At 62.6% G+C, this 18128-nt stretch carries 25 protein-coding genes; 13 read left to right on the top strand and 12 right to left on the bottom strand.

Going from position 1 to position 18128, the window contains the following annotated elements; genetic code table 11:
• Positions 1-8: 8 nt before the first annotated feature.
• The 3 genes from DM373_RS10155 to DM373_RS10145 are packed head-to-tail and all read left to right on the top strand — an operon-like array spanning position 9 to position 1988.
• On the top strand, positions 9-470 hold the full coding sequence (locus tag DM373_RS10155) for a hypothetical protein (RefSeq protein WP_110993440.1): 462 nt from the start codon (positions 9-11) through the stop codon (positions 468-470).
• Position 471: 1 nt separating this feature from the next.
• Positions 472-1083 (top strand): superoxide dismutase, encoded by a 612-nt coding sequence (locus tag DM373_RS10150; RefSeq protein ID WP_110993439.1) that lies wholly within the window; start codon positions 472-474, stop codon positions 1081-1083.
• Positions 1084-1094: 11 nt separating this feature from the next.
• Positions 1095-1988 carry a ZIP family metal transporter gene (locus DM373_RS10145; RefSeq protein WP_110993438.1) on the top strand — a complete coding sequence of 298 codons (894 nt, stop codon included), beginning with the start codon at positions 1095-1097 and terminating at the stop codon, positions 1986-1988.
• Positions 1989-1991: 3 nt separating this feature from the next.
• On the opposite strand, the gene DM373_RS10140 is transcribed toward DM373_RS10145, so the two are convergent.
• The 12 genes from DM373_RS10140 to DM373_RS10085 form a co-directional block, all read right to left on the bottom strand.
• Complete coding sequence (locus tag DM373_RS10140; protein ID WP_110993437.1) at positions 1992-2312, bottom strand: helix-turn-helix domain-containing protein; 321 nt, start codon at positions 2310-2312, stop codon at positions 1992-1994.
• Complete coding sequence (locus DM373_RS10135; protein ID WP_110993436.1) at positions 2305-2676, bottom strand: type II toxin-antitoxin system RelE/ParE family toxin; 372 nt, start codon at positions 2674-2676, stop codon at positions 2305-2307. Before DM373_RS10135 ends, DM373_RS10140 begins: the two co-directional genes overlap by 8 nt.
• Before the next feature lie 92 nt (positions 2677-2768).
• Entirely contained in the window at positions 2769-3041 is a 273-nt protein-coding gene (locus DM373_RS10130; RefSeq protein ID WP_110993435.1) for an HPr family phosphocarrier protein, read from the bottom strand.
• Positions 3042-3061: 20 nt separating this feature from the next.
• On the bottom strand, positions 3062-3916 hold the full coding sequence (gene rapZ, locus DM373_RS10125) for an RNase adapter RapZ (RefSeq protein WP_110993434.1): 855 nt from the start codon (positions 3914-3916) through the stop codon (positions 3062-3064).
• A 2-nt stretch (positions 3917-3918) separates the two neighbouring features.
• On the bottom strand, positions 3919-4383 hold the full coding sequence (ptsN, locus tag DM373_RS10120) for a PTS IIA-like nitrogen regulatory protein PtsN (protein ID WP_110993433.1): 465 nt from the start codon (positions 4381-4383) through the stop codon (positions 3919-3921).
• 12 nt (positions 4384-4395) lie between these two features.
• A complete protein-coding gene (gene hpf, locus DM373_RS10115) occupies positions 4396-4704 on the bottom strand; it encodes a ribosome hibernation-promoting factor, HPF/YfiA family (protein WP_110993432.1) in 309 nt (102 codons plus the stop codon).
• 78 nt (positions 4705-4782) lie between these two features.
• Entirely contained in the window at positions 4783-6276 is a 1494-nt protein-coding gene (locus tag DM373_RS10110; protein WP_110993431.1) for an RNA polymerase factor sigma-54, read from the bottom strand.
• A gap of 184 nt (positions 6277-6460) precedes the next feature.
• Complete coding sequence (gene lptB, locus DM373_RS10105; RefSeq protein ID WP_110993430.1) at positions 6461-7186, bottom strand: LPS export ABC transporter ATP-binding protein; 726 nt, start codon at positions 7184-7186, stop codon at positions 6461-6463.
• Positions 7187-7711: a lipopolysaccharide transport periplasmic protein LptA gene (lptA, locus tag DM373_RS10100; protein ID WP_110993429.1), complete on the bottom strand. Its 525-nt coding sequence runs from the start codon at positions 7709-7711 to the stop codon at positions 7187-7189. It lies immediately after the preceding gene.
• The gene (lptC, locus tag DM373_RS10095; RefSeq protein WP_110993428.1) at positions 7698-8270 is read right to left on the bottom strand and encodes an LPS export ABC transporter periplasmic protein LptC; all 573 of its coding nucleotides are present in this window, start codon (positions 8268-8270) and stop codon (positions 7698-7700) included. Before lptC ends, lptA begins: the two co-directional genes overlap by 14 nt.
• A gap of 8 nt (positions 8271-8278) precedes the next feature.
• Positions 8279-8803, bottom strand: a complete 525-nt coding sequence (kdsC, locus tag DM373_RS10090; RefSeq protein ID WP_110993427.1) for a 3-deoxy-manno-octulosonate-8-phosphatase KdsC — start codon at positions 8801-8803, stop codon at positions 8279-8281.
• Positions 8804-9778 carry a KpsF/GutQ family sugar-phosphate isomerase gene (locus tag DM373_RS10085; RefSeq protein ID WP_110993426.1) on the bottom strand — a complete coding sequence of 325 codons (975 nt, stop codon included), beginning with the start codon at positions 9776-9778 and terminating at the stop codon, positions 8804-8806.
• Positions 9779-10024: 246 nt separating this feature from the next.
• On the opposite strand from DM373_RS10085, the gene DM373_RS10080 reads away from it, so the two are divergent.
• The 10 genes from DM373_RS10080 (at position 10025) to hisC (ending at position 17952) form a co-directional block, all read left to right on the top strand.
• Positions 10025-10834, top strand: coding sequence for an ATP-binding cassette domain-containing protein (locus DM373_RS10080; protein ID WP_110993425.1), 810 nt, complete (start codon positions 10025-10027; stop codon positions 10832-10834).
• The gene (mlaE, locus tag DM373_RS10075; protein ID WP_110993424.1) at positions 10834-11631 is read left to right on the top strand and encodes a lipid asymmetry maintenance ABC transporter permease subunit MlaE; all 798 of its coding nucleotides are present in this window, start codon (positions 10834-10836) and stop codon (positions 11629-11631) included. Before DM373_RS10080 ends, mlaE begins: the two co-directional genes overlap by 1 nt.
• Entirely contained in the window at positions 11631-12116 is a 486-nt protein-coding gene (mlaD, locus tag DM373_RS10070) for an outer membrane lipid asymmetry maintenance protein MlaD (RefSeq protein WP_110993423.1), read from the top strand. The genes mlaE and mlaD overlap by 1 nt, the downstream gene beginning before the upstream one ends.
• A gap of 9 nt (positions 12117-12125) precedes the next feature.
• On the top strand, positions 12126-12779 hold the full coding sequence (locus DM373_RS10065) for an MlaC/ttg2D family ABC transporter substrate-binding protein (protein WP_110993422.1): 654 nt from the start codon (positions 12126-12128) through the stop codon (positions 12777-12779).
• Positions 12776-13078: an STAS domain-containing protein gene (locus tag DM373_RS10060; protein WP_110993421.1), complete on the top strand. Its 303-nt coding sequence runs from the start codon at positions 12776-12778 to the stop codon at positions 13076-13078. The genes DM373_RS10065 and DM373_RS10060 overlap by 4 nt, the downstream gene beginning before the upstream one ends.
• A gap of 118 nt (positions 13079-13196) precedes the next feature.
• Positions 13197-13436: a BolA family protein gene (locus tag DM373_RS10055; protein WP_110993420.1), complete on the top strand. Its 240-nt coding sequence runs from the start codon at positions 13197-13199 to the stop codon at positions 13434-13436.
• 23 nt (positions 13437-13459) lie between these two features.
• The gene (gene murA, locus DM373_RS10050; RefSeq protein WP_110993419.1) at positions 13460-14725 is read left to right on the top strand and encodes a UDP-N-acetylglucosamine 1-carboxyvinyltransferase; all 1266 of its coding nucleotides are present in this window, start codon (positions 13460-13462) and stop codon (positions 14723-14725) included.
• Positions 14726-14818: 93 nt separating this feature from the next.
• Positions 14819-15454: an ATP phosphoribosyltransferase gene (gene hisG / locus DM373_RS10045; protein WP_011532429.1), complete on the top strand. Its 636-nt coding sequence runs from the start codon at positions 14819-14821 to the stop codon at positions 15452-15454.
• A gap of 126 nt (positions 15455-15580) precedes the next feature.
• Positions 15581-16903, top strand: a complete 1323-nt coding sequence (gene hisD, locus DM373_RS10040) for a histidinol dehydrogenase (RefSeq protein WP_110993418.1) — start codon at positions 15581-15583, stop codon at positions 16901-16903.
• 2 nt (positions 16904-16905) lie between these two features.
• The gene (hisC, locus tag DM373_RS10035) at positions 16906-17952 is read left to right on the top strand and encodes a histidinol-phosphate transaminase (RefSeq protein WP_110993417.1); all 1047 of its coding nucleotides are present in this window, start codon (positions 16906-16908) and stop codon (positions 17950-17952) included.
• Positions 17953-18128: the final 176 nt, after the last annotated feature.

The raw sequence follows: 18128 nt of genomic DNA, 5'->3' as shown, positions 1-18128 counted from the left end.
GGCACGTCATGCAGCACTGGAGACGCACCACGCAAAACGCCAATCGCCTGTTCGACCAGGGCGAGCTGGTCGATGCCCGGGAACACTACCTGCAAGCGCTGGCCTTGGCCCAGGTGCTGTTCGAGCGCTGGCATGACGTCGATGAGGCGGTGGCCGCGCTGGTCATCGCCCATCACAACCTGGCCGACCTGCACCTGCGGCTGAACCAGCCGCACGAAAGCGCCGACTACCTGTGCGCTGCGCACCAGGCATTGCTCCAGGCCAGCCAGGAGCAACGTCTGCCCCAGGCGTTGCGCGATGCCGCGCTGCGCCACAGCGCACGCACCTACACCGAGTTGCTGAGTTTCATCGCCGACTATGGCCAGTACCCGCGCACCGAGCGCCTGCTCAATCGCCAGGCGCCGGCTACCAGTGAACTGGTCGCACAAACGGACCTCACACTTCGTACACCTGCTCATGGAATCCACTGACATGCCCCATACCTTGCCTGCACTGCCTTATGCCTACGATGCGCTGGAGCCGCACATCGATACCCAGACCATGGAGATCCACCACAGCAAGCACCACCAGACCTACATCAACAACCTCAATGCCGCCATCGAGGGCACCGAGTGGGCCGAATGGCCGGTGGAGCGGTTGGTTGGCGCGGTCAAGCAGTTGCCCGAGAAGCTGCAAGGGGCAGTGATCAACCAAGGTGGCGGCCACGCCAACCACAGCCTGTTCTGGACCGTCATGTCGCCCAAGGGCGGAGGCGAGCCACAGGGTGAGGTGGCCAAGGCCATCGATGCACAACTGGGTGGTTTCGCGGCGTTCAAGGAAGCGTTCACCAAGGCCGCGTTGAGCCGCTTCGGCAGTGGCTGGGCCTGGCTCAGCGTCACGCCGGCAAAAACACTGGTGGTGGAAAGCAGTGGCAACCAGGACAGCCCGCTGATGCACGGCAATACGCCGATCCTGGGGCTCGACGTGTGGGAGCATGCCTACTACCTGAAGTACCAGAACCGTCGCCCGGAATACATTGGTGCTTTCTACAACGTGGTCGACTGGGCCGAAGTGGAACGCCGCTACCTTGAAACCCTGAAGTGAGTCGAACCGGTATGCGCTCCGAGGTGATGTCTGTCAGCAGTGTGCGCCTGTTCCGCCTGGCGCTTGGGACCTTGCTGTTGCTGGTTGGCACCGCGCTGCTGGTGGCGCGCGGCATCGCCTGGCTGGACCTGGAGCCGCGCATGTTGCGCGCGCTGGAGGGCGGTGCATTGTGCGCACTGGGCACGGCGTTGGGCGCGGTACCGGTGCTGGTGATTCGCAACATGCCTGTGGCGCTGGCGGATACCTTGCTTGGCTTTGGCGCCGGGGTGATGTTGGCCGCTACCGCGTTCTCGTTGATCATCCCGGGGCTGGAGGCGGCCCAGGCCATCGGCTACAGCCCCTGGGGCGCCGGTGGCTTGATCAGCAGCGGGCTGTTGTTCGGGGCGTTGTGCCTGTTCCTGGTCGATCTCAGGGTTTCCGGGGCCTCGCCGGAGGCCCTGGTCGGCAGTGATCGACAGCCGGTGATTGCGGCACGGATCTGGTTGTTCGTCATCGCCATCATTGCCCACAACATCCCTGAAGGGATGGCCATCGGCGTGTCCGCCGGCGGTGGCATGCCCGATGCCGACAGCCTGGCCATGGGCATCGCGCTGCAGGATGTGCCCGAAGGCCTGGTGATCGCGCTGGTGCTGGCCGGGGCCGGGATGTCGCGCTTCAAGGCGTTCCTGATTGGCGCTGCGTCGGGGCTGGTCGAGCCGCTGGCGGCGGTCATCTGCGCCTGGCTGGTGAACATCGCCGAACTGCTGTTGCCGCTGGGCCTGGCCTGTGCGGCGGGGGCGATGCTGCTGGTGGTGACCCAGGAAATCATCCCCGAGTCACGCAGCAATGGGCATCATCGCCTGGCGAGCCTGGGGTTGTGCGTGGGCTTCTGCCTGATGATGGTGATGGATACGGCGATGTCCTGAGTGTCAGGCGAAAATCACTTCCACCCGGCCTTCGCGCCGGGTCTGGGGGGCTTCCTTGACCACGATCTGTATGTCCCGGCCCAGGCGGGCGAGGCAATCGATCATCTTGCTTTCGCTGATGCCACGGAATTTGCCGCGGGTCAGGGCGGAGACCTTGGGTTGGCTCAGGCCGAGCAGCTCAGCGGCCTGTAGCTGAGTGAGCTGGCGTGCCTTGATGATGCTGCAGATCTTGCTGGCCAGGCGGGCCTTGACCAGCATCTCGCTGGCGTCGGCAAGGTGCAGGTCGGCATAGACGTTGTCTGTGCCTTCTTCGATTTCAATCATGTGTTTTCCCCTTCGCGTGAGCCTGTGCCAGTTTCAGGCGGGCATGGATCAAATCCACATCATGCCTTGAGGTTTTGATGCCGCTGCGGGATTTCTTCTGGAAGCAGTGCAGCACGTAAACCGCGTCGACCAGGCTGATGGTGTAGACCGCACGATAGGTGTCGCCGTGATGGTCTTCGACCACCTCGAGCACGCCGCCGCCTGAAAACCCTTTAAGCGCCTTTGCCTGCCAGTGCTTGCCGCCCTCCTGTGCTTGGTACAGGGCAAAACCGAACACATCCTGGACATCAGCCGGGAGTGCCTGGATATCCTTTCGGGAGCTGCCAACCCAGAACAGGCGTTTGACATTCTTGATCGCTTCCATGAGATCGCCTCGAATCTATACCCATATTGGTATGGTGGCAACCAGCCGATCATTCACACCGACAATTGGTAGCGGATGTTACACGGGGAGAGTTACTCGCCTTCGTCGAAGAAGTTGTTGATCAGCGCCACCAGCGCATCCATGGCATCGTTGTCCTGCTCGCCTTCGGTGAGCAGATGCACCTGGGTACCCTTGCCGGCGGCGAGCATCATCACTGCCATGATGCTCTTGCCGTCCACCAGTTTGTCCGGTGCGCGGCCGACCCGCACCTGGCAGGGGAAGCGCCCGGCCACGCCGACGAACTTGGCTGCCGCGCGGGCATGCAGGCCCAGCTTGTTGATGATGGTTATTTCGCGGGCGGGCATCGTGGGGCGGATCCTGTGGGCTAGAGGTCGCGGTGGCGGACCTGGACGTTTTTCAGGGATTGCTGGAGCAACTGGCCGAGCCGTTCGGTGATGTACACCGAGCGGTGATGGCCGCCGGTGCAGCCGATGGCGATGGTGACATAGGCACGGTTGCTGGCGGCGAAGCGGGGCAGCCATTTGAGCAGGTAGCTGGAGATGTCCTGGAACATCTCGTCGACGTCCGGCTGGGCGGCCAGGTAGTCGATCACCGGCTGTTCGAGCCCGGAGTGGTTACGAAGTTCCGGTTTCCAGTAGGGGTTGGGCAGGCAGCGCACGTCGAATACCACGTCGGCGTCCACTGGCATGCCTCGCTTGAAACCGAAGGATTCGACCAGGAAGGCGGTGCCGGGCTCCGGCTGGTTGAGCAGCCGCAGCTTGATCGAGTCGCGCAACTGGTACAGGTTCAGCCGGGTGGTGTCGATCTTCAGGTCGGCCAGGTCGGCGATGGGGCCCAGCAGCTCGCTTTCTACCCGGATGGCCTCGGCCAGCGAACGGTTGGCGTTGGTCAGCGGGTGGCGGCGGCGGGTTTCGGAAAAGCGCTTGAGCAGGGTTTCTTCGTCAGCGTCCAGGTACAGCACATCGCACTGGATATGCCGGGAGCGTGCCTCTTCCAGTAGTTCGGGGAAGCGCGTCAGGTGGCTGGGCAGGTTGCGCGCGTCGATGGAGACAGCCACCTTGGGCTGTTGCAGCTCGGTGTTGATCAGCGCGTTTTCCGCCAGCTGCGGCAACAACCCGGCAGGCAGGTTGTCGATGCAGTAGTAGCCGTTGTCTTCCAGCACGTCGAGGGCGGTGCTTTTACCCGAGCCGGAGCGGCCGCTGACGATGATCAGGCGCATGTTCAGGCCTCGTTCTGGACGTCCAGGACCACCTGGTAGAGCGCTTCGTTGCTGTTGGCAGCACGCAGGCGCTTACGCACATCCTCGCGATCGAGCATGCTGGCGATCTGGCGCAGCAATTCAAGGTGCGCATCGGTCGCGGCTTCAGGGACCAGCAGGACGAACAGCAGGTCCACGGGCGCGCCATCGATGGCGTCGTAATCGATGGGAGCTTCCAGGTGCAGCAGGGCACTGACGGGCGCTGAGCAACCCTCGAGCCTGCAGTGGGGAATGGCAATGCCATTGCCAAAACCGGTGGAGCCGAGTTTCTCGCGGGCAATCAGCTTTTCGAAGACGTCTTGCATCTCGAGCTCTGGGATTTGCTCGGCAATTACAGTGGCGACCTTTTCGAGGGCGCGCTTCTTACTGCCGCCCGGCACGTTCACGAGGGAACGGCCGGGGGTCAGGATGGTTTCAAGTCGGATCATGGATGAGGGGGATCAGCGGGCGGCTGCGCCTTGCAGCAGGCTTTGCTGTTTTTCCTTGTGTTTTTTCAGTTGGCGGTCGAGCTTGTCGGCAAGCGCGTCGATCGCGGCATACATGTCTTGGTGTTCGGCATTGGCAACGACTTCGCCACCGGGTATCTGGAGCGTGGCTTCAACCTTTTGCTGCAGCTTCTCGACTTTCATGATCACCGTCACGTTGGTGATCTTGTCGAAATGACCCTCCAGTCGGGCGAGCTTCTCGAGCACGTAATCGCGCAGTGGTTGGGTGACTTCTACATGCTGTCCACTGATGTTGACTTGCATACAGCTTCTCCTTTGTTGCCCGTGCATAAAGAGGCAGGTATTGCACCTGCCACTGAAACGCTATGGCTTGCCCAGGGGCTACATCAGTCGCTTGCGTTCACTCGAAGGGGCGATGCCCAACGATTCACGGTACTTGGCGACGGTGCGACGGGCTACCTGGATGCCTTGTGCCTCCAGTAAACCAGCGATCTTGCTGTCACTCAATGGCTTTTTCTGATTTTCCGCGGCGACCAGTTTCTTGATGATCGCGCGGATCGCCGTGGACGAGCATTCGCCGCCTTCGGCGGTGCTCACGTGGCTCGAGAAAAAGTACTTGAGCTCGTAGATGCCGCGTGGCGTGTGCATGTATTTCTGCGTGGTGACCCGGGAAATGGTCGACTCGTGCATGCCCACCGCCTCGGCGATGTCGTGCAGCACCAGCGGCTTCATGGCCTCGTCGCCGTGGTCAAGGAAGCCGCGCTGGTGCTCGACGATCTGGGTCGCCACTTTCATCAGGGTTTCGTTGCGGCTTTGCAGGCTCTTGATGAACCAGCGCGCTTCCTGCAACTGGTTGCGCATGAAGGTGTTGTCGGCGCTGGTGTCGGCACGGCGCACGAAGCCTGCGTACTGCGGGTTGACCCGCAGGCGCGGCACGGCTTCCTGGTTGAGCTCGACCAGCCAGCGATCGCTGTCCTTGCGCACGATGACGTCCGGCACCACGTATTCGGGCTCGCTCGACTCGATCTGTGAGCCTGGGCGCGGATTGAGCGTCTGCACCAGCTCGATGACCTGGCGCAGTTCGTCTTCCTTGAGCTTCATGCGCCGCATCAGCTGGCTGTAGTCGCGGCTGCCGAGCAGGTCGATATAGTCGCTGACCAGGCGCTGGGCTTCGCTCATCCACGGCGTCGAGGCCGGCAGCTGGCGCAGTTGCAACAGCAGGCACTCACCCAGGGAGCGGGCGCCGATGCCGGCGGGCTCGAACTGCTGGATGCGGTGCAGCACCGCCTCTACCTCATCCAGCTCGATGTCGAGCTCGGGGTCGAAGCCGGCGCAAATTTCTTCGAGGGTATCTTCCAGGTAGCCCTGGCCGTTGATGCTGTCGATCAGGGTGACGGCAATCAGCCTGTCGGTGTCGGACATCGGCGCGAGGTTGAGCTGCCAGAGCAGGTGGCTTTGCAGGCTCTCGCCCACGGACGTGCGAGTGGTGAAGTCCCACTCGTCATCATCGTTGCTGGGCAGGCTGCTGGCGCTGGTCTGGTAGATGTCTTCCCAGGCGGTGTCGACAGGCAGCTCGTTGGGGATGCGCTCGGCCCACTCGCCTTCTTCCAGGGTTTCGCTGTTGCTGGTGGTTTCCTGGAAGCTGGTGTCCTGGGCTTCGGCGACCGGTTTGCTTTCGGCGTTGTCCGCCATCGGGTCGCTGTTGTCGAAGTCGTCGCCGTCTTCCTGGCGTTCGAGCATCGGATTGGATTCCAGCGCCTCCTGGATTTCCTGCTGTAGGTCCAGGGTGGAAAGCTGAAGCAGACGAATGGCCTGTTGCAACTGCGGGGTCATCGTCAGTTGCTGGCCCATTTTTAGGACGAGCGATGGTTTCATGGCAGGGGCTTAATACCTTGTTAGCCGGCGCACATGCGCCATCTACTACCTGTAGGGCGCTGGGCGCCGATTTTAAGCAAGTTCTTATGCAACTCGTATGCCTGAAATTCTAGCGCTTGCCTAGAGCACAGTAACACTTAAGCCCTGAACGGGCGTGTGCGCCAGTGCTCCAGGCGGGCCTGGATCAGAGGCGGAACTCGTGACCCAGGTAGACCTCCTTGACCAACTGGTTGGCCAGGATGGTCTCGGCATCGCCCTCGGCGATCAGTTGACCATCGTTGACGATGTAGGCCGTCTCACAGATGTCCAGCGTCTCGCGAACGTTGTGGTCGGTGATCAGTACGCCGATCCCCTTGTTCTTGAGGTGGTGGATGATCTGCTTGATGTCGCCCACCGAGATCGGGTCGACGCCGGCGAACGGTTCATCCAGCAGGATGAACTTGGGCGCGGTGGCCAGGGCGCGGGCGATTTCGACACGGCGGCGTTCACCACCGGAGAGGCTCATGCCGAGGTTGTCGCGGATGTGGCTGATGTGGAATTCCTGCAGCAGGCTTTCCAGCTCCTTGCGCCGGCCGTCGCGGTCGAGGTCCTTGCGGGTCTCGAGGATGGCCATGATGTTGTCGGCCACCGACAGCTTGCGGAAGATCGAGGCTTCCTGCGGCAGGTAGCCGATACCGGACTGGGCGCGGCCGTGCATGGGCTGGTGGCTGACGTCGAGGCTGTCGATCAGTACCCGGCCCTGATCGGCCTGGACCAGGCCGACGATCATGTAGAAGCAGGTGGTCTTGCCGGCGCCGTTAGGGCCGAGCAGACCGACGATCTGGCCGCTGTCGATGGACAGGCTGACGTCGCGAACGACTTGCCGGCCTTTGTAGCTCTTGGCCAGGTGCTGGGCTTTGAGGGTTGCCATTTACTCGGCCTTTTTCTTCGGTTGAATGACCATGTCGATACGCTGACGTGGTGCAGTCACGTTGCCGCCGCGGCCGGCGGTCGCCACCTGGGTTTTGGTGTTGTAGACGATTTTCTCGCCTTCGGTGGTGTTGCCTTCGTTCTCGACCTTGGCGCGGTCGGTCAGGATGACCATTTCTTTTTGCGCCTGGTACTGGATGGTCACGGCCCAGCCTTTCATCTTGTCCGGCTTGGCAGCGCTCTGCTGCTGCTCGAAGTAGGCCAGGTTGCCCACCGAGGTGACCACGTCGATGTCGCCATTGGCGGCGCGGGTCATGGTCACGGTGTTGCCTTTGATCACCATCGAACCCTGAGTGATGATCACGTCGCCGGTGTAGGTGGCCACACCCTGCTTGTCGTCCAGGTGCGCGTTGTCGGCCTGGATGCGGATTGGCTGGTCACGGTCGTTCGGCAGGGCGAAGGCGCTCGCGCTTCCCAGTGCTACGCCCAGGCTGAGCAGAAGGGGGATGGTTTTAACGAGCCTCATACTGTCCTCTTACGTTAGAGAGCAGGTCCATCCTGCCTTCTTTCAAATACGCTTTCATTCCTTTGCCCGTAGTCGTGCCACCGGCGCCGTCGATTCTAACGGCTTGCTCGGTCTGCGCATATTGCTTCTGCGGGAACACGGTCATGCGTGTGCTGGTAATGATGGTTTCACGCTGTTTTTCGTCGGTGCGGGCAACCCGCACATTGTCGATCAATTCGACTTCGGTGCCGTCCGGGTTGACCTCGGCGCGCGTGCTCTGCACATGCCAGGGGTACTCGGTGCCACGGTACATGTGCAGGTCTGGCGTGGTCACCAGGGTGACTTCGCTGGCCTTGAGGTGCTCGACCTTGTCGGCGGTCATTTCGTATTGCAGCTTGCCGTCAGGCAGGAACTGCACGCTGTGAGCGTTGATCGCGTAATAGTCGATGGCACTCTCGTCGGTCTGCGCGACCGGCTTGTCGAGGAAGCTCTCGGGGCTGATGTTCCAGTACCCGACGGCCGCCAGCACGGCGGCTATCACGCCAAACAGCGCGAAATTTCTGATCTTCTTGCTGAACATGGGGGGCCTTACAGGTAGTGGGCGTTGGCAGCGTCCAGGATGCCCTGGGCCTGCATGATCAGTTCGCAGAACTCGCGGGCAGCGCCTTCGCCGCCGCGTGCCTGGGTAACGCCGTGGGCATGCTGGCGAACGAACGGCGCGGCATTGCTTACCGCCATGCCCAGGCCTACCCGGCGAATCACCGGCAGGTCGGGCAGGTCGTCACCCAGATAAGCGACCTGTTCGTAGCTTAGATTGAGTTCGGCCAGCAGGTCGTCCAGCACCACCAGCTTGTCCTCGCGGCCCTGGAACAGGTGCGGGATGCCGAGGTTCTTCGCCCGGCGCTCGACCACCGGCGTCTTGCGCCCGCTGATGATCGCCGTGGTGACGCCTGCGGCCATGAGCATCTTGATGCCGTGGCCGTCGAGGGTGTTGAAGGTCTTGAATTCGCTGCCGTCTTCAAGGAAGTACAGGCGGCCATCGGTAAGCACGCCGTCAACGTCGAACACCGCCAGTTTGATGGCCTTGGCGCGTTGCATGAGGTCCTGGTTCATTTACATCACTCCGGCACGCAGCAGGTCGTGCATGTTCAGGGCGCCGGTCGGCCGGTCGCTCTGATCGACAACGACAAGCGCGCTGATCTTGTGGTCTTCCATGATTTTGAGCGCCTCGGCGGCGAGCATCTCGGCGCGGGCGGTCTTGCCATGCACGGTCATGACTTCGTCGATGAGGGTCTTGTGCACGTCGATGTTGCGATCGAGGCTGCGGCGCAGGTCGCCGTCGGTGAAGATCCCGGCCAGCGCGCCGTCGTGCTCCAGCACCACGGTCATGCCCAGGCCCTTGCGCGACATTTCGATCAGCGCGTCCTTGAGCAGGGTGCCGCGCTGCACCTGGGGCAGTTCGTCGCCAGAGTGCATCACGTTCTCGACCTTCAGCAACAAGCGGCGGCCCAGAGCCCCACCAGGGTGGGAGAAGGCGAAGTCTTCGGCGGTGAACCCGCGCGCTTCCAGCAGGGCGATGGCCAGTGCATCGCCCAGGGCCAGCGAGGCGGTGGTGGAGGAGGTCGGTGCCAGGTTGAGCGGGCAGGCTTCCTGGGCGACGCTGGCGTCGAGATTGACCTCGGCGGCCTGCGCCAGCGGCGAGTCCGGGTTGCCGGTCAGGCTGATCAGCTGGATCCCCAGGCGCTTGATCAGCGGCAGCAGGGTGACGATCTCGGCGGTGCTGCCCGAGTTGGACAGGGCGAGGATGACATCGTCACGGGTGATCATGCCCATGTCGCCATGGCTGGCTTCGGCCGGGTGCACGAAGAAAGCCGGCGTGCCGGTGCTGGCGAGGGTGGCGGCGATCTTGTTGCCGATATGCCCGGATTTGCCCATGCCGACCACGACCACCCGGCCCTTGCTCGCCAGGATCAGCTCGCAGGCCTTGACGAAGTCACCGTCGATGCGGGCCAGCAGTGCCTGCACAGCCTCGAGTTCCAGGCGCAAGGTGCGCTGGGCGGATTGGATCAGCTCGCTGGATTGGCTCATGTCGAAAACGCAATGCCTGATGAAAAGGCGGCGATTATAGCCGCAATGTGTGAAAGGCTCATCCATTCGATTGTCGTAAGAAACGACTACAAGGCTGTCGCCTGCCTGAACAGCCGGATTTGCGCCCTTGGGGGCGTGCCATCTGCGGTGCTATAGTTCGCCGCTGTTCGGCCCGCCAGGGACCAGTGTGCCTTCAAGATGAGGGCAGGCGTCCATGAAGACGAGGCTGCATTGCAAGGAGTCTAGATGAGTGTGGATAGCGCCTGCGCGGTCGAGCTGAAGGGAGTCACCTTCAAGCGTGGTTCGCGCAGCATTTTCAGCAACGTGGACATTCGCATTCCCCGCGGCAAGGTCACCGGCATCATGGGGCCCTCGGGGTGCGGCAAGACGACATTGCTGCGTCTGATGGGCGCACAGTTGCGGCCGTCCAGCGGGGAAGTCTGGGTCAATGGCCAGAACCTGCCCGCGTTGTCGCGGGGCGACCTGTTCGATGCGCGCAAGCAGATGGGCGTGCTGTTCCAGAGCGGGGCCCTGTTCACCGACCTCGATGTCTTCGAGAACGTCGCCTTCCCGCTGCGCGTACACACCGAGCTGCCGGACGATCTGATTCGTGACATCGTCCTGATGAAGTTGCAGGCCGTGGGCCTGCGCGGTGCCATCGACCTGATGCCCGACGAGCTCTCCGGCGGCATGAAACGCCGCGTGGCCCTGGCCCGGGCGATTGCCCTCGACCCGCAGATCCTCATGTACGACGAGCCGTTCGTCGGCCAGGACCCGATTGCCATGGGCGTGCTGGTCCGCCTGATCCGCCTGCTCAACGACGCCCTGGGTATCACCAGCATCGTGGTTTCCCACGACCTGGCGGAAACCGCCAGCATCGCCGACTACATCTATGTGGTGGGTGATGGCCAGGTGCTGGGGCAGGGCACGCCTGCCGAGCTGATGGGTTCGGACAACCCGCGTATCCGCCAGTTCATGAAGGGCGACCCGGACGGCCCGGTACCCTTCCACTTCCCTGCGCCAGACTACCGCGCCGATTTGCTGGGGGCGCGTTGATGCGCAGAAAATCCTTACTCGAACGTATCCGTCTGTTTGGCCGCTCGGCCATCGACGTGCTGGCGGTGCTGGGCCGCTCCTGCCTGTTCCTTGGTCACGCGCTGAGCGGTCGAGGCGGCGTCGGCGGCGGCTTCCAGTTGCTGGTCAAGCAGCTCTATTCGGTTGGCGTGCTGTCGCTGGCGATCATCGTCGTGTCCGGGGTGTTCATCGGCATGGTGCTGGCGCTGCAGGGCTACAGCATCCTCGCCCGCTATGGTTCGGAGCAGGCCGTGGGGCAGATGGTCGCCCTGACCTTGCTGCGTGAGCTCGGGCCGGTGGTGACCGGCCTGCTGTTCGCCGGCCGCGCGGGTTCCGCGCTGACGGCCGAAATCGGCAACATGAAGTCCACCGAGCAGTTGTCGAGCCTGGAAATGATCGGTGTCGACCCGCTCAAGTACATCGTCGCGCCACGCCTGTGGGCCGGCTTCATCTCGCTGCCGCTGCTGGCGCTGATCTTCAGCGTGGTCGGCATCTGGGGTGGGTCGTGGGTCGCGGTCGACTGGCTGGGCGTCTACGAAGGCTCGTTCTGGGCCAACATGCAGAACAGCGTTTCTTTCACCGACGACGTGATCAACGGGCTGATCAAGAGCCTGGTGTTTGCCTTCGTCGTCACCTGGATCGCCGTATTCCAGGGGTATGACTGCGAGCCCACCTCAGAAGGGATCAGCCGTGCCACCACCAAGACCGTGGTCTATGCCTCGTTGGCAGTCCTGGGTCTGGACTTTATTCTGACCGCCTTGATGTTTGGAGATTTCTGATGCAAAACCGCACCCTGGAAATCGGTGTCGGCCTGTTCCTCCTGGCCGGGATCCTGGCGCTGCTGCTGCTGGCCCTGCGTGTCAGCGGGCTGTCGGCCAGCCCGAGCAGCGACACGTACAAAGTTTATGCCTACTTCGACAATATCGCCGGTTTGACGGTCAGAGCTAAAGTGACCATGGCCGGTGTGACCATCGGCAAGGTCACGGCCATCGATCTGGACCGCGATTCGTATACCGGTCGGGTCACGTTGCAGCTGGACAAGAACGTCGACAACCTGCCGACCGACTCCACTGCCTCGATCCTGACCGCCGGCCTGCTGGGCGAGAAGTACATCGGCATCAGCGTGGGCGGCGAAGAAGCGGTTCTCAAAGACGGCAGCACCATCCACGACACCCAGTCGGCGCTGGTGCTGGAAGACCTGATCGGCAAATTCCTGCTCAATACCGTGGGCAAGGAACCCAAAGAAGCGCAACCGGCTAATTAAGGAGTTTCCATGATTTCGATCCTGCGACGTGGCCTGCTGGTTCTGCTGGCGGCCTTCCCCCTGCTGGCCATGGCGGCGCCGGGGCAGTCCGCCCGTGACGTCATCCAGGGCACCACGACCCAGTTGCTGAACGACCTCAAGGCCAACAAGGCGCAGTACAAGGCCAACCCCGAGGCGTTCTATGCCGCACTCAACGGCAACCTTGGCCCGGTGGTCGATGCCGACGGCATCTCCAAGAGCATCATGACCGTCAAGTATTCGCGCAAGGCCACCCCGGAGCAGATGCAACGCTTCCAGGAGAACTTCAAGCGCAGCCTGATGCAGTTCTATGGCAACGCCCTGCTCGAGTACAACAACCAAGGCATCACCGTCGACCCGGCCAAGGCCGAGGACGGCGACCGCACCAGCGTCGGCATGAAGATCACCGGCAACAACGGTGCGGTCTATCCGGTGCAGTACACCATGCAGAAGATCGACGGCGAGTGGAAAGTGCGCAACGTCATCGTCAACGGCATCAACATCGGCAAGCTGTTCCGCGATCAGTTCGCCGACGCCATGCAGCGCAACGGCAACAGCCTGGACAAGACCATCGACGGCTGGGCCGGCGAGGTGGCCAAGGCCAAGGAAGCCGCCGACAACTCGCCGGATAAGGAAGTCAAATGAGCGATGCCGTCGTGAGCATGCCCGAGCCCGGCGTTCTGTGCCTGGCCGGGGTGCTCGACTACCGCAGCGGGCCGGCCCTGCGCCAGCAGGGCAAGGCGCTGATCGCCGGCAGTGGCGAGCAGCGGCTGGTGCTCGACTGCAGCGCGGTGGTCAAGTCGAGCAGCGTCGGGCTGTCGCTGCTGCTGGCCTTCATGCGCGATGCGCAGGCGGCCGGCAAGGCCTGCGAAGTGCGCGGCATGCCTGCCGACATGCGGGAAATTGCCGGGGTCTATGACCTCGATGAAGTGCTGGCCGGTTGATGGCTTGCACGAAGGTGAAGGCCCCTCGGTCAGCGCATCCCGTCATGGGCTTCGCAGGCGAGGGGCTTTTTTGTATGATGGCCGACCCGCGCGCGTTGGGCGCCGATCGAGGTTGAGCATGCAGGCCGTAGAAGTCAAAAGCTTTCTGGAAGAGAAATTGCCGGGATCCCGGGTCGAAGTTGAAGGCGAAGGCTGCAACTTCCAGTTGAACGTGATCAGCGACGAGCTGGCCGGCCTGAGCCCGGTCAAGCGTCAGCAGGCGATCTATGCTCACCTCAATCCGTGGATCGCCAACGGCGCCATTCACGCGGTAACCATGAAATTCTTCAGCAGCGCAGCCTGGGCTGAGCGCACCTGAGCCAACTTGGCGGCGAGACACAAATGGACAAACTGATTATCACTGGCGGCCCACGCCTCGACGGCGAAATTCGCATTTCCGGCGCGAAAAACGCGGCCCTGCCGATTCTGGCGGCAACCCTGCTGGCCGACGGCCCGGTTACCGTGGGCAACCTGCCACACCTGCACGACATCACCACCATGATCGAGCTGTTCGGTCGCATGGGCATCGAGCCTGTGATCGACGAAAAGCTGGCCGTGGAGATCGACCCACGCACCATCAAGACCCTGGTTGCTCCCTACGAGCTGGTCAAGACCATGCGTGCCTCGATCCTGGTCCTCGGCCCGATGGTCGCCCGTTTCGGTGAAGCCGAAGTGGCCCTGCCTGGCGGCTGCGCCATCGGCTCTCGCCCGGTAGACCTGCACATCCGCGGCCTGGAAGCCATGGGCGCGAAGATCGAGGTCGAAGGCGGCTACATCAAGGCCAAGGCCCCCGAGGGCGGCCTGCGCGGTGCGCACTTCTTCTTCGATACCGTCAGCGTGACCGGTACCGAGAACATCATGATGGCCGCAGCGCTGGCCAAGGGCCGCAGCGTGCTGCAAAACGCCGCTCGCGAGCCTGAAGTGGTCGACCTGGCCAACTTCATCAACGCCATGGGCGGCAAGGTTCAGGGCGCCGGCACCGACACCATCACCATCGATGGCGTCGAGCGCCTGGCCTCGGCCAACTACCGCGTCATGCCCGACCGTATCGAGACCGGTACCTACCTGGTGGCCGCTGCCGTTACCGGTGGTCGCGTCAAGGTCAAGGACACCGATCCGACCATCCTCGAAGCCGTGCTTGAGAAACTCAAGGAAGCCGGCGCCGACATCACCACCGGTGAAGACTGGATCGAGCTGGACATGCACGGCAAGCGGCCCAAGGCCGTCAACCTGCGTACCGCTCCGTACCCGGCGTTCCCGACCGACATGCAGGCGCAGTTCATTTCGCTCAACGCCATCGCCGAAGGCACTGGCGCAGTGATCGAGACCATCTTCGAAAACCGCTTCATGCACGTCTACGAGATGCACCGCATGGGCGCGCAGATCCAGGTTGAAGGCAACACCGCCATCGTGACCGGCGTCAAGGCGCTCAAGGGCGCTCCGGTGATGGCCACCGACCTGCGTGCTTCCGCCAGCCTGGTGCTGTCGGCGCTGGTCGCCGAGGGTGACACCCTGATCGATCGCATCTACCACATCGACCGTGGTTACGAGTGCATCGAGGAGAAACTGCAGATGCTGGGCGCGAAGATCCGTCGCGTACCGGGCTAGCAGCCCGCAGGCGCACGGACGCGCCTACCGAATCGAATACCGGCCAGGCTCACTGCCTGGCCGGCTGTAGCCGCTTAAGGACCGACGTTTCCCATGTTGACCATCGCGCTATCCAAAGGCCGTATTCTCGACGATACCCTGCCACTGCTGGCCGAAGCCGGTATCGTGCCGACCGAGAACCCGGACAAGAGCCGCAAGCTGATCATCCCCACCACGCAGGACGATGTGCGCCTGCTCATCGTGCGGGCCACCGATGTGCCGACCTATGTCGAGCATGGCGCCGCCGACCTCGGTGTAGCCGGCAAGGACGTGCTGATGGAATACGGCGGCCAGGGCCTGTACGAGCCGCTGGACCTGCAGATTGCCCAATGCAAGCTGATGACCGCTGGTGTCACCGGAGCCCCCGAGCCCAAGGGCCGTCTGCGTGTGGCGACCAAGTTCGTCAACGTGGCCAAGCGTTATTACGCCGAACAGGGCCGCCAGGTCGACATCATCAAGCTGTACGGCTCAATGGAGCTGGCCCCGCTGATCAACCTCGCCGACAAGATCATCGACGTGGTCGACACCGGCAACACCCTGCGTGCCAATGGCCTCGAACCCCAGGAGCTGATCGCCACGATCAGTTCGCGCCTGGTGGTCAACAAGGCCTCCATGAAAATGCAGCACGCCCGTATTCAAAGCCTGATCGACACCCTGCGCAACGCTGTCGAATCGCGACACCGCGGCTGACTTCTGCGCGCGACCTTCGCTGTCGCGCCCGTCTATCCGCGTCATAGCCTTCTTTCTCAGGTGCCCGCGCGGATGGACTGGTAGCCTAGGGCGCCTGAGCATTCGCTAATAATCGAGGCCCTCGCCATGACCGTGTCCACTGCAATTGCCCGTCTCAACGCCGCTGACCAGGATTTCGCCCGACATCTGGATCATCTGCTGAGCTGGGAAAGTGTGTCCGATGACGCGGTCAACCAGCGCGTGCTCGACATCATCAAGGCTGTGCGCGAGCGCGGTGACGCAGCGCTGGTTGAATTCACCCAGCGTTTCGACGGTGTCGACGCCAAGACCATCGATGACCTGATCCTCGACCGTGCCCGCCTGGAGCTGGCGCTGACCCGCATCACCCCGGTGCAGCGTGAAGCGCTGGAGAAAGCCGCCAACCGCGTGCGCCTGTACCACGAGCGGCAGAAGCAGGACTCCTGGCAGTACACCGAAGCCGACGGCACCGTGCTCGGCCAGAAGGTCACCCCGCTGGATCGTGCCGGCCTGTACGTGCCGGGCGGCAAGGCGTCGTACCCTTCGTCGGTGCTGATGAACGCGATTCCAGCCAAGGTCGCGGGTGTCGGTGAAGTGGTCATGGTGGTGCCGACCCCGCGTGGCGAGGTCAATGAGCTGGTGCTGGCCGCTGCCTGCATCGCCGGCGTCGACCGGGTGTTCACCGTTGGTGGCGCCCAGGCCGTCGCGGCCCTGGCCTACGGCACCGAAAGCGTGCCGCAGGTGGACAAGATCGTCGGCCCGGGCAACATCTACGTGGCCACCGCCAAGCGCCATGTATTTGGCCAGGTGGGTATCGATATGATCGCCGGCCCGTCGGAGATCCTGGTGGTGTGCGATGGCCATACCGATCCGGACTGGATTGCCATGGACCTGTTCTCCCAGGCCGAACACGATGAAGATGCCCAGGCCATCCTGGTCAGCCCCGATGCCGAATTCCTCGATCGCGTTGCCGCCAGCATCGACAAGCTGCTGCCAACCATGGAGCGCGCCGAGATCATCGAAAAGTCGATCAATGGCCGTGGCGCCCTGATTCAGGTGCGCGACATGCAGCAGGCCATCGAGGTGGCCAACCGCATCGCCCCTGAACACCTGGAGTTGTCGGTGGCCGACCCGCAGGCCTGGCTGCCGCACATCCGCCACGCCGGCGCGATCTTCATGGGCCGTCACACCAGCGAGGCACTGGGCGACTACTGCGCGGGCCCCAACCACGTACTGCCGACCTCCGGCACGGCGCGCTTCTCTTCGCCACTGGGCGTGTATGACTTCCAGAAGCGCTCGTCGATCATCTTCTGTTCCGAGCAGGGCGCATCCGAGCTTGGTCACACCGCTTCGGTACTGGCCCGTGGCGAGTCGTTGACCGCCCACGCCCGCAGCGCCGAATACCGCATCCTCACCGAGAAGGGGAATTGAGCATGAGTCGTTTCTGGAGTCCCTTCGTCAAGGACTTGGTGCCCTACGTGCCGGGCGAGCAGCCCAAGCTGGCCAAACTGGTCAAGCTCAACACCAACGAGAACCCCTATGGCCCATCGCCCAAGGCGCTGGAGGCCATGCGTGGCGAGTTGAACGACAACCTGCGCCTGTACCCGGACCCGAATGGTGACCGGCTCAAGCAGGCGGTGGCCGAGTACTACGGCGTCACCCCGGCGCAGGTGTTTGTCGGCAACGGCTCGGACGAGGTGCTGGCGCACATCTTCCACGGCCTGTTCCAGCACGATGCTCCGTTGCTGTTCCCGGACGTCAGCTACAGCTTCTACCCGGTGTACTGCGGCCTGTACGGCATTCCGTACGAGCAGGTGGCGCTGGACGAGCAGTTCCAGATTCGCGTTTCGGACTACAACAAGCCAAACGCCGGGATCATCTTCCCCAACCCCAATGCACCGACCGGTTGCCTGTTGCCGCTCGAGGCCGTGGAGCAGCTACTGCAGGCCAATCGGGATTCGGTGGTGGTGGTGGACGAGGCGTACATCGACTTCGGTGGCGAGACGGCCATCAGCCTGGTTGATCGCTATGACAACCTGCTGGTGACCCAGACGCTGTCCAAGTCGCGCTCGCTGGCTGGCCTGCGGGTTGGCTTGGCGGTGGGGCATCCGGACCTGATCGAGGCGTTGGAGCGGATCAAGAACAGCTTCAACTCCTACCCGTTGGACCGTGCCGCGATTGTCGGGGCTGCGGTGGCGTTCGAAGATCGCGCGTACTTTGACGAGGCGTGCCGCAAGGTGATCGACAGCCGTGAGGTGTTGGTTTCTGCGTTGCGGGCGCGTGGGTTCGAGGTGTTGCCTTCGGCGGCGAACTTCATCTTTGCCCGGCATCCGCAGCAGGATGCGGCGGGGATCGCGGCGCGGCTGCGGGAGCAGGGGGTTATTGTGCGGCACTTCAAGCAAGAGCGGATTGCGCAGTTCTTGCGGATTACGGTTGGGACGCCGGAGATGAATCAGGCGTTGCTTGATGCGCTTGATTGATTTGAGTTGATTTGAGTTGTTGGTGTTGGGGCGAATTGGGGGTTGGTTTTCTCCTGATTCGCCCTTTGTTGTTGTTGTTGTTGTTGTTGTTGTTGTTGTTGTTGTTGTTGTTGTTGTTGTTGTTGTTGTTGTTGTTGTTGTTGTTTTGAAAGTTTTATGCGCATTCATTTGCGATG

It is taken from the genome of Pseudomonas sichuanensis (assembly GCF_003231305.1).
GTDB classification, from domain to species: domain Bacteria; phylum Pseudomonadota; class Gammaproteobacteria; order Pseudomonadales; family Pseudomonadaceae; genus Aquipseudomonas; species Aquipseudomonas sichuanensis.
Note: the sequence above shows the minus strand (reverse complement) of the source record. Positions and strands in the feature narration are given on the sequence as shown.

What these genes read in the sequence shown, in the direction of transcription:
- lptB (WP_110993430.1), bottom strand. Translation starts at nt 7,186, where the DNA reads ATGGCAACCCTCAAAGCCCAGCACCTGGCCAAGAGCTACAAAGGCCGG.
- rapZ (WP_110993434.1), bottom strand. Translation starts at nt 3,916, where the DNA reads ATGCGCCTGATCATCGTCAGCGGCCGCTCCGGCTCGGGTAAAAGCACC.
- mlaD (WP_110993423.1), top strand. Translation starts at nt 11,631, where the DNA reads ATGCAAAACCGCACCCTGGAAATCGGTGTCGGCCTGTTCCTCCTGGCC.
- DM373_RS10110 (WP_110993431.1), bottom strand. Translation starts at nt 6,276, where the DNA reads ATGAAACCATCGCTCGTCCTAAAAATGGGCCAGCAACTGACGATGACC.
- lptA (WP_110993429.1), bottom strand. Translation starts at nt 7,711, where the DNA reads ATGAGGCTCGTTAAAACCATCCCCCTTCTGCTCAGCCTGGGCGTAGCA.
- hisG (WP_011532429.1), top strand. Translation starts at nt 14,819, where the DNA reads ATGTTGACCATCGCGCTATCCAAAGGCCGTATTCTCGACGATACCCTG.
- hpf (WP_110993432.1), bottom strand. Translation starts at nt 4,704, where the DNA reads ATGCAAGTCAACATCAGTGGACAGCATGTAGAAGTCACCCAACCACTG.
- hisD (WP_110993418.1), top strand. Translation starts at nt 15,581, where the DNA reads ATGACCGTGTCCACTGCAATTGCCCGTCTCAACGCCGCTGACCAGGAT.
- DM373_RS10055 (WP_110993420.1), top strand. Translation starts at nt 13,197, where the DNA reads ATGCAGGCCGTAGAAGTCAAAAGCTTTCTGGAAGAGAAATTGCCGGGA.
- murA (WP_110993419.1), top strand. Translation starts at nt 13,460, where the DNA reads ATGGACAAACTGATTATCACTGGCGGCCCACGCCTCGACGGCGAAATT.
- mlaE (WP_110993424.1), top strand. Translation starts at nt 10,834, where the DNA reads ATGCGCAGAAAATCCTTACTCGAACGTATCCGTCTGTTTGGCCGCTCG.
- DM373_RS10085 (WP_110993426.1), bottom strand. Translation starts at nt 9,778, where the DNA reads ATGAGCCAATCCAGCGAGCTGATCCAATCCGCCCAGCGCACCTTGCGC.
- lptC (WP_110993428.1), bottom strand. Translation starts at nt 8,270, where the DNA reads ATGTTCAGCAAGAAGATCAGAAATTTCGCGCTGTTTGGCGTGATAGCC.
- DM373_RS10080 (WP_110993425.1), top strand. Translation starts at nt 10,025, where the DNA reads ATGAGTGTGGATAGCGCCTGCGCGGTCGAGCTGAAGGGAGTCACCTTC.
- DM373_RS10155 (WP_110993440.1), top strand. Translation starts at nt 9, where the DNA reads ATGCAGCACTGGAGACGCACCACGCAAAACGCCAATCGCCTGTTCGAC.
- DM373_RS10135 (WP_110993436.1), bottom strand. Translation starts at nt 2,676, where the DNA reads ATGGAAGCGATCAAGAATGTCAAACGCCTGTTCTGGGTTGGCAGCTCC.
- kdsC (WP_110993427.1), bottom strand. Translation starts at nt 8,803, where the DNA reads ATGAACCAGGACCTCATGCAACGCGCCAAGGCCATCAAACTGGCGGTG.
- hisC (WP_110993417.1), top strand. Translation starts at nt 16,906, where the DNA reads ATGAGTCGTTTCTGGAGTCCCTTCGTCAAGGACTTGGTGCCCTACGTG.
- DM373_RS10065 (WP_110993422.1), top strand. Translation starts at nt 12,126, where the DNA reads ATGATTTCGATCCTGCGACGTGGCCTGCTGGTTCTGCTGGCGGCCTTC.
- ptsN (WP_110993433.1), bottom strand. Translation starts at nt 4,383, where the DNA reads ATGATCCGACTTGAAACCATCCTGACCCCCGGCCGTTCCCTCGTGAAC.
- DM373_RS10130 (WP_110993435.1), bottom strand. Translation starts at nt 3,041, where the DNA reads ATGCCCGCCCGCGAAATAACCATCATCAACAAGCTGGGCCTGCATGCC.
- DM373_RS10145 (WP_110993438.1), top strand. Translation starts at nt 1,095, where the DNA reads ATGCGCTCCGAGGTGATGTCTGTCAGCAGTGTGCGCCTGTTCCGCCTG.
- DM373_RS10060 (WP_110993421.1), top strand. Translation starts at nt 12,776, where the DNA reads ATGAGCGATGCCGTCGTGAGCATGCCCGAGCCCGGCGTTCTGTGCCTG.
- DM373_RS10150 (WP_110993439.1), top strand. Translation starts at nt 472, where the DNA reads ATGCCCCATACCTTGCCTGCACTGCCTTATGCCTACGATGCGCTGGAG.
- DM373_RS10140 (WP_110993437.1), bottom strand. Translation starts at nt 2,312, where the DNA reads ATGATTGAAATCGAAGAAGGCACAGACAACGTCTATGCCGACCTGCAC.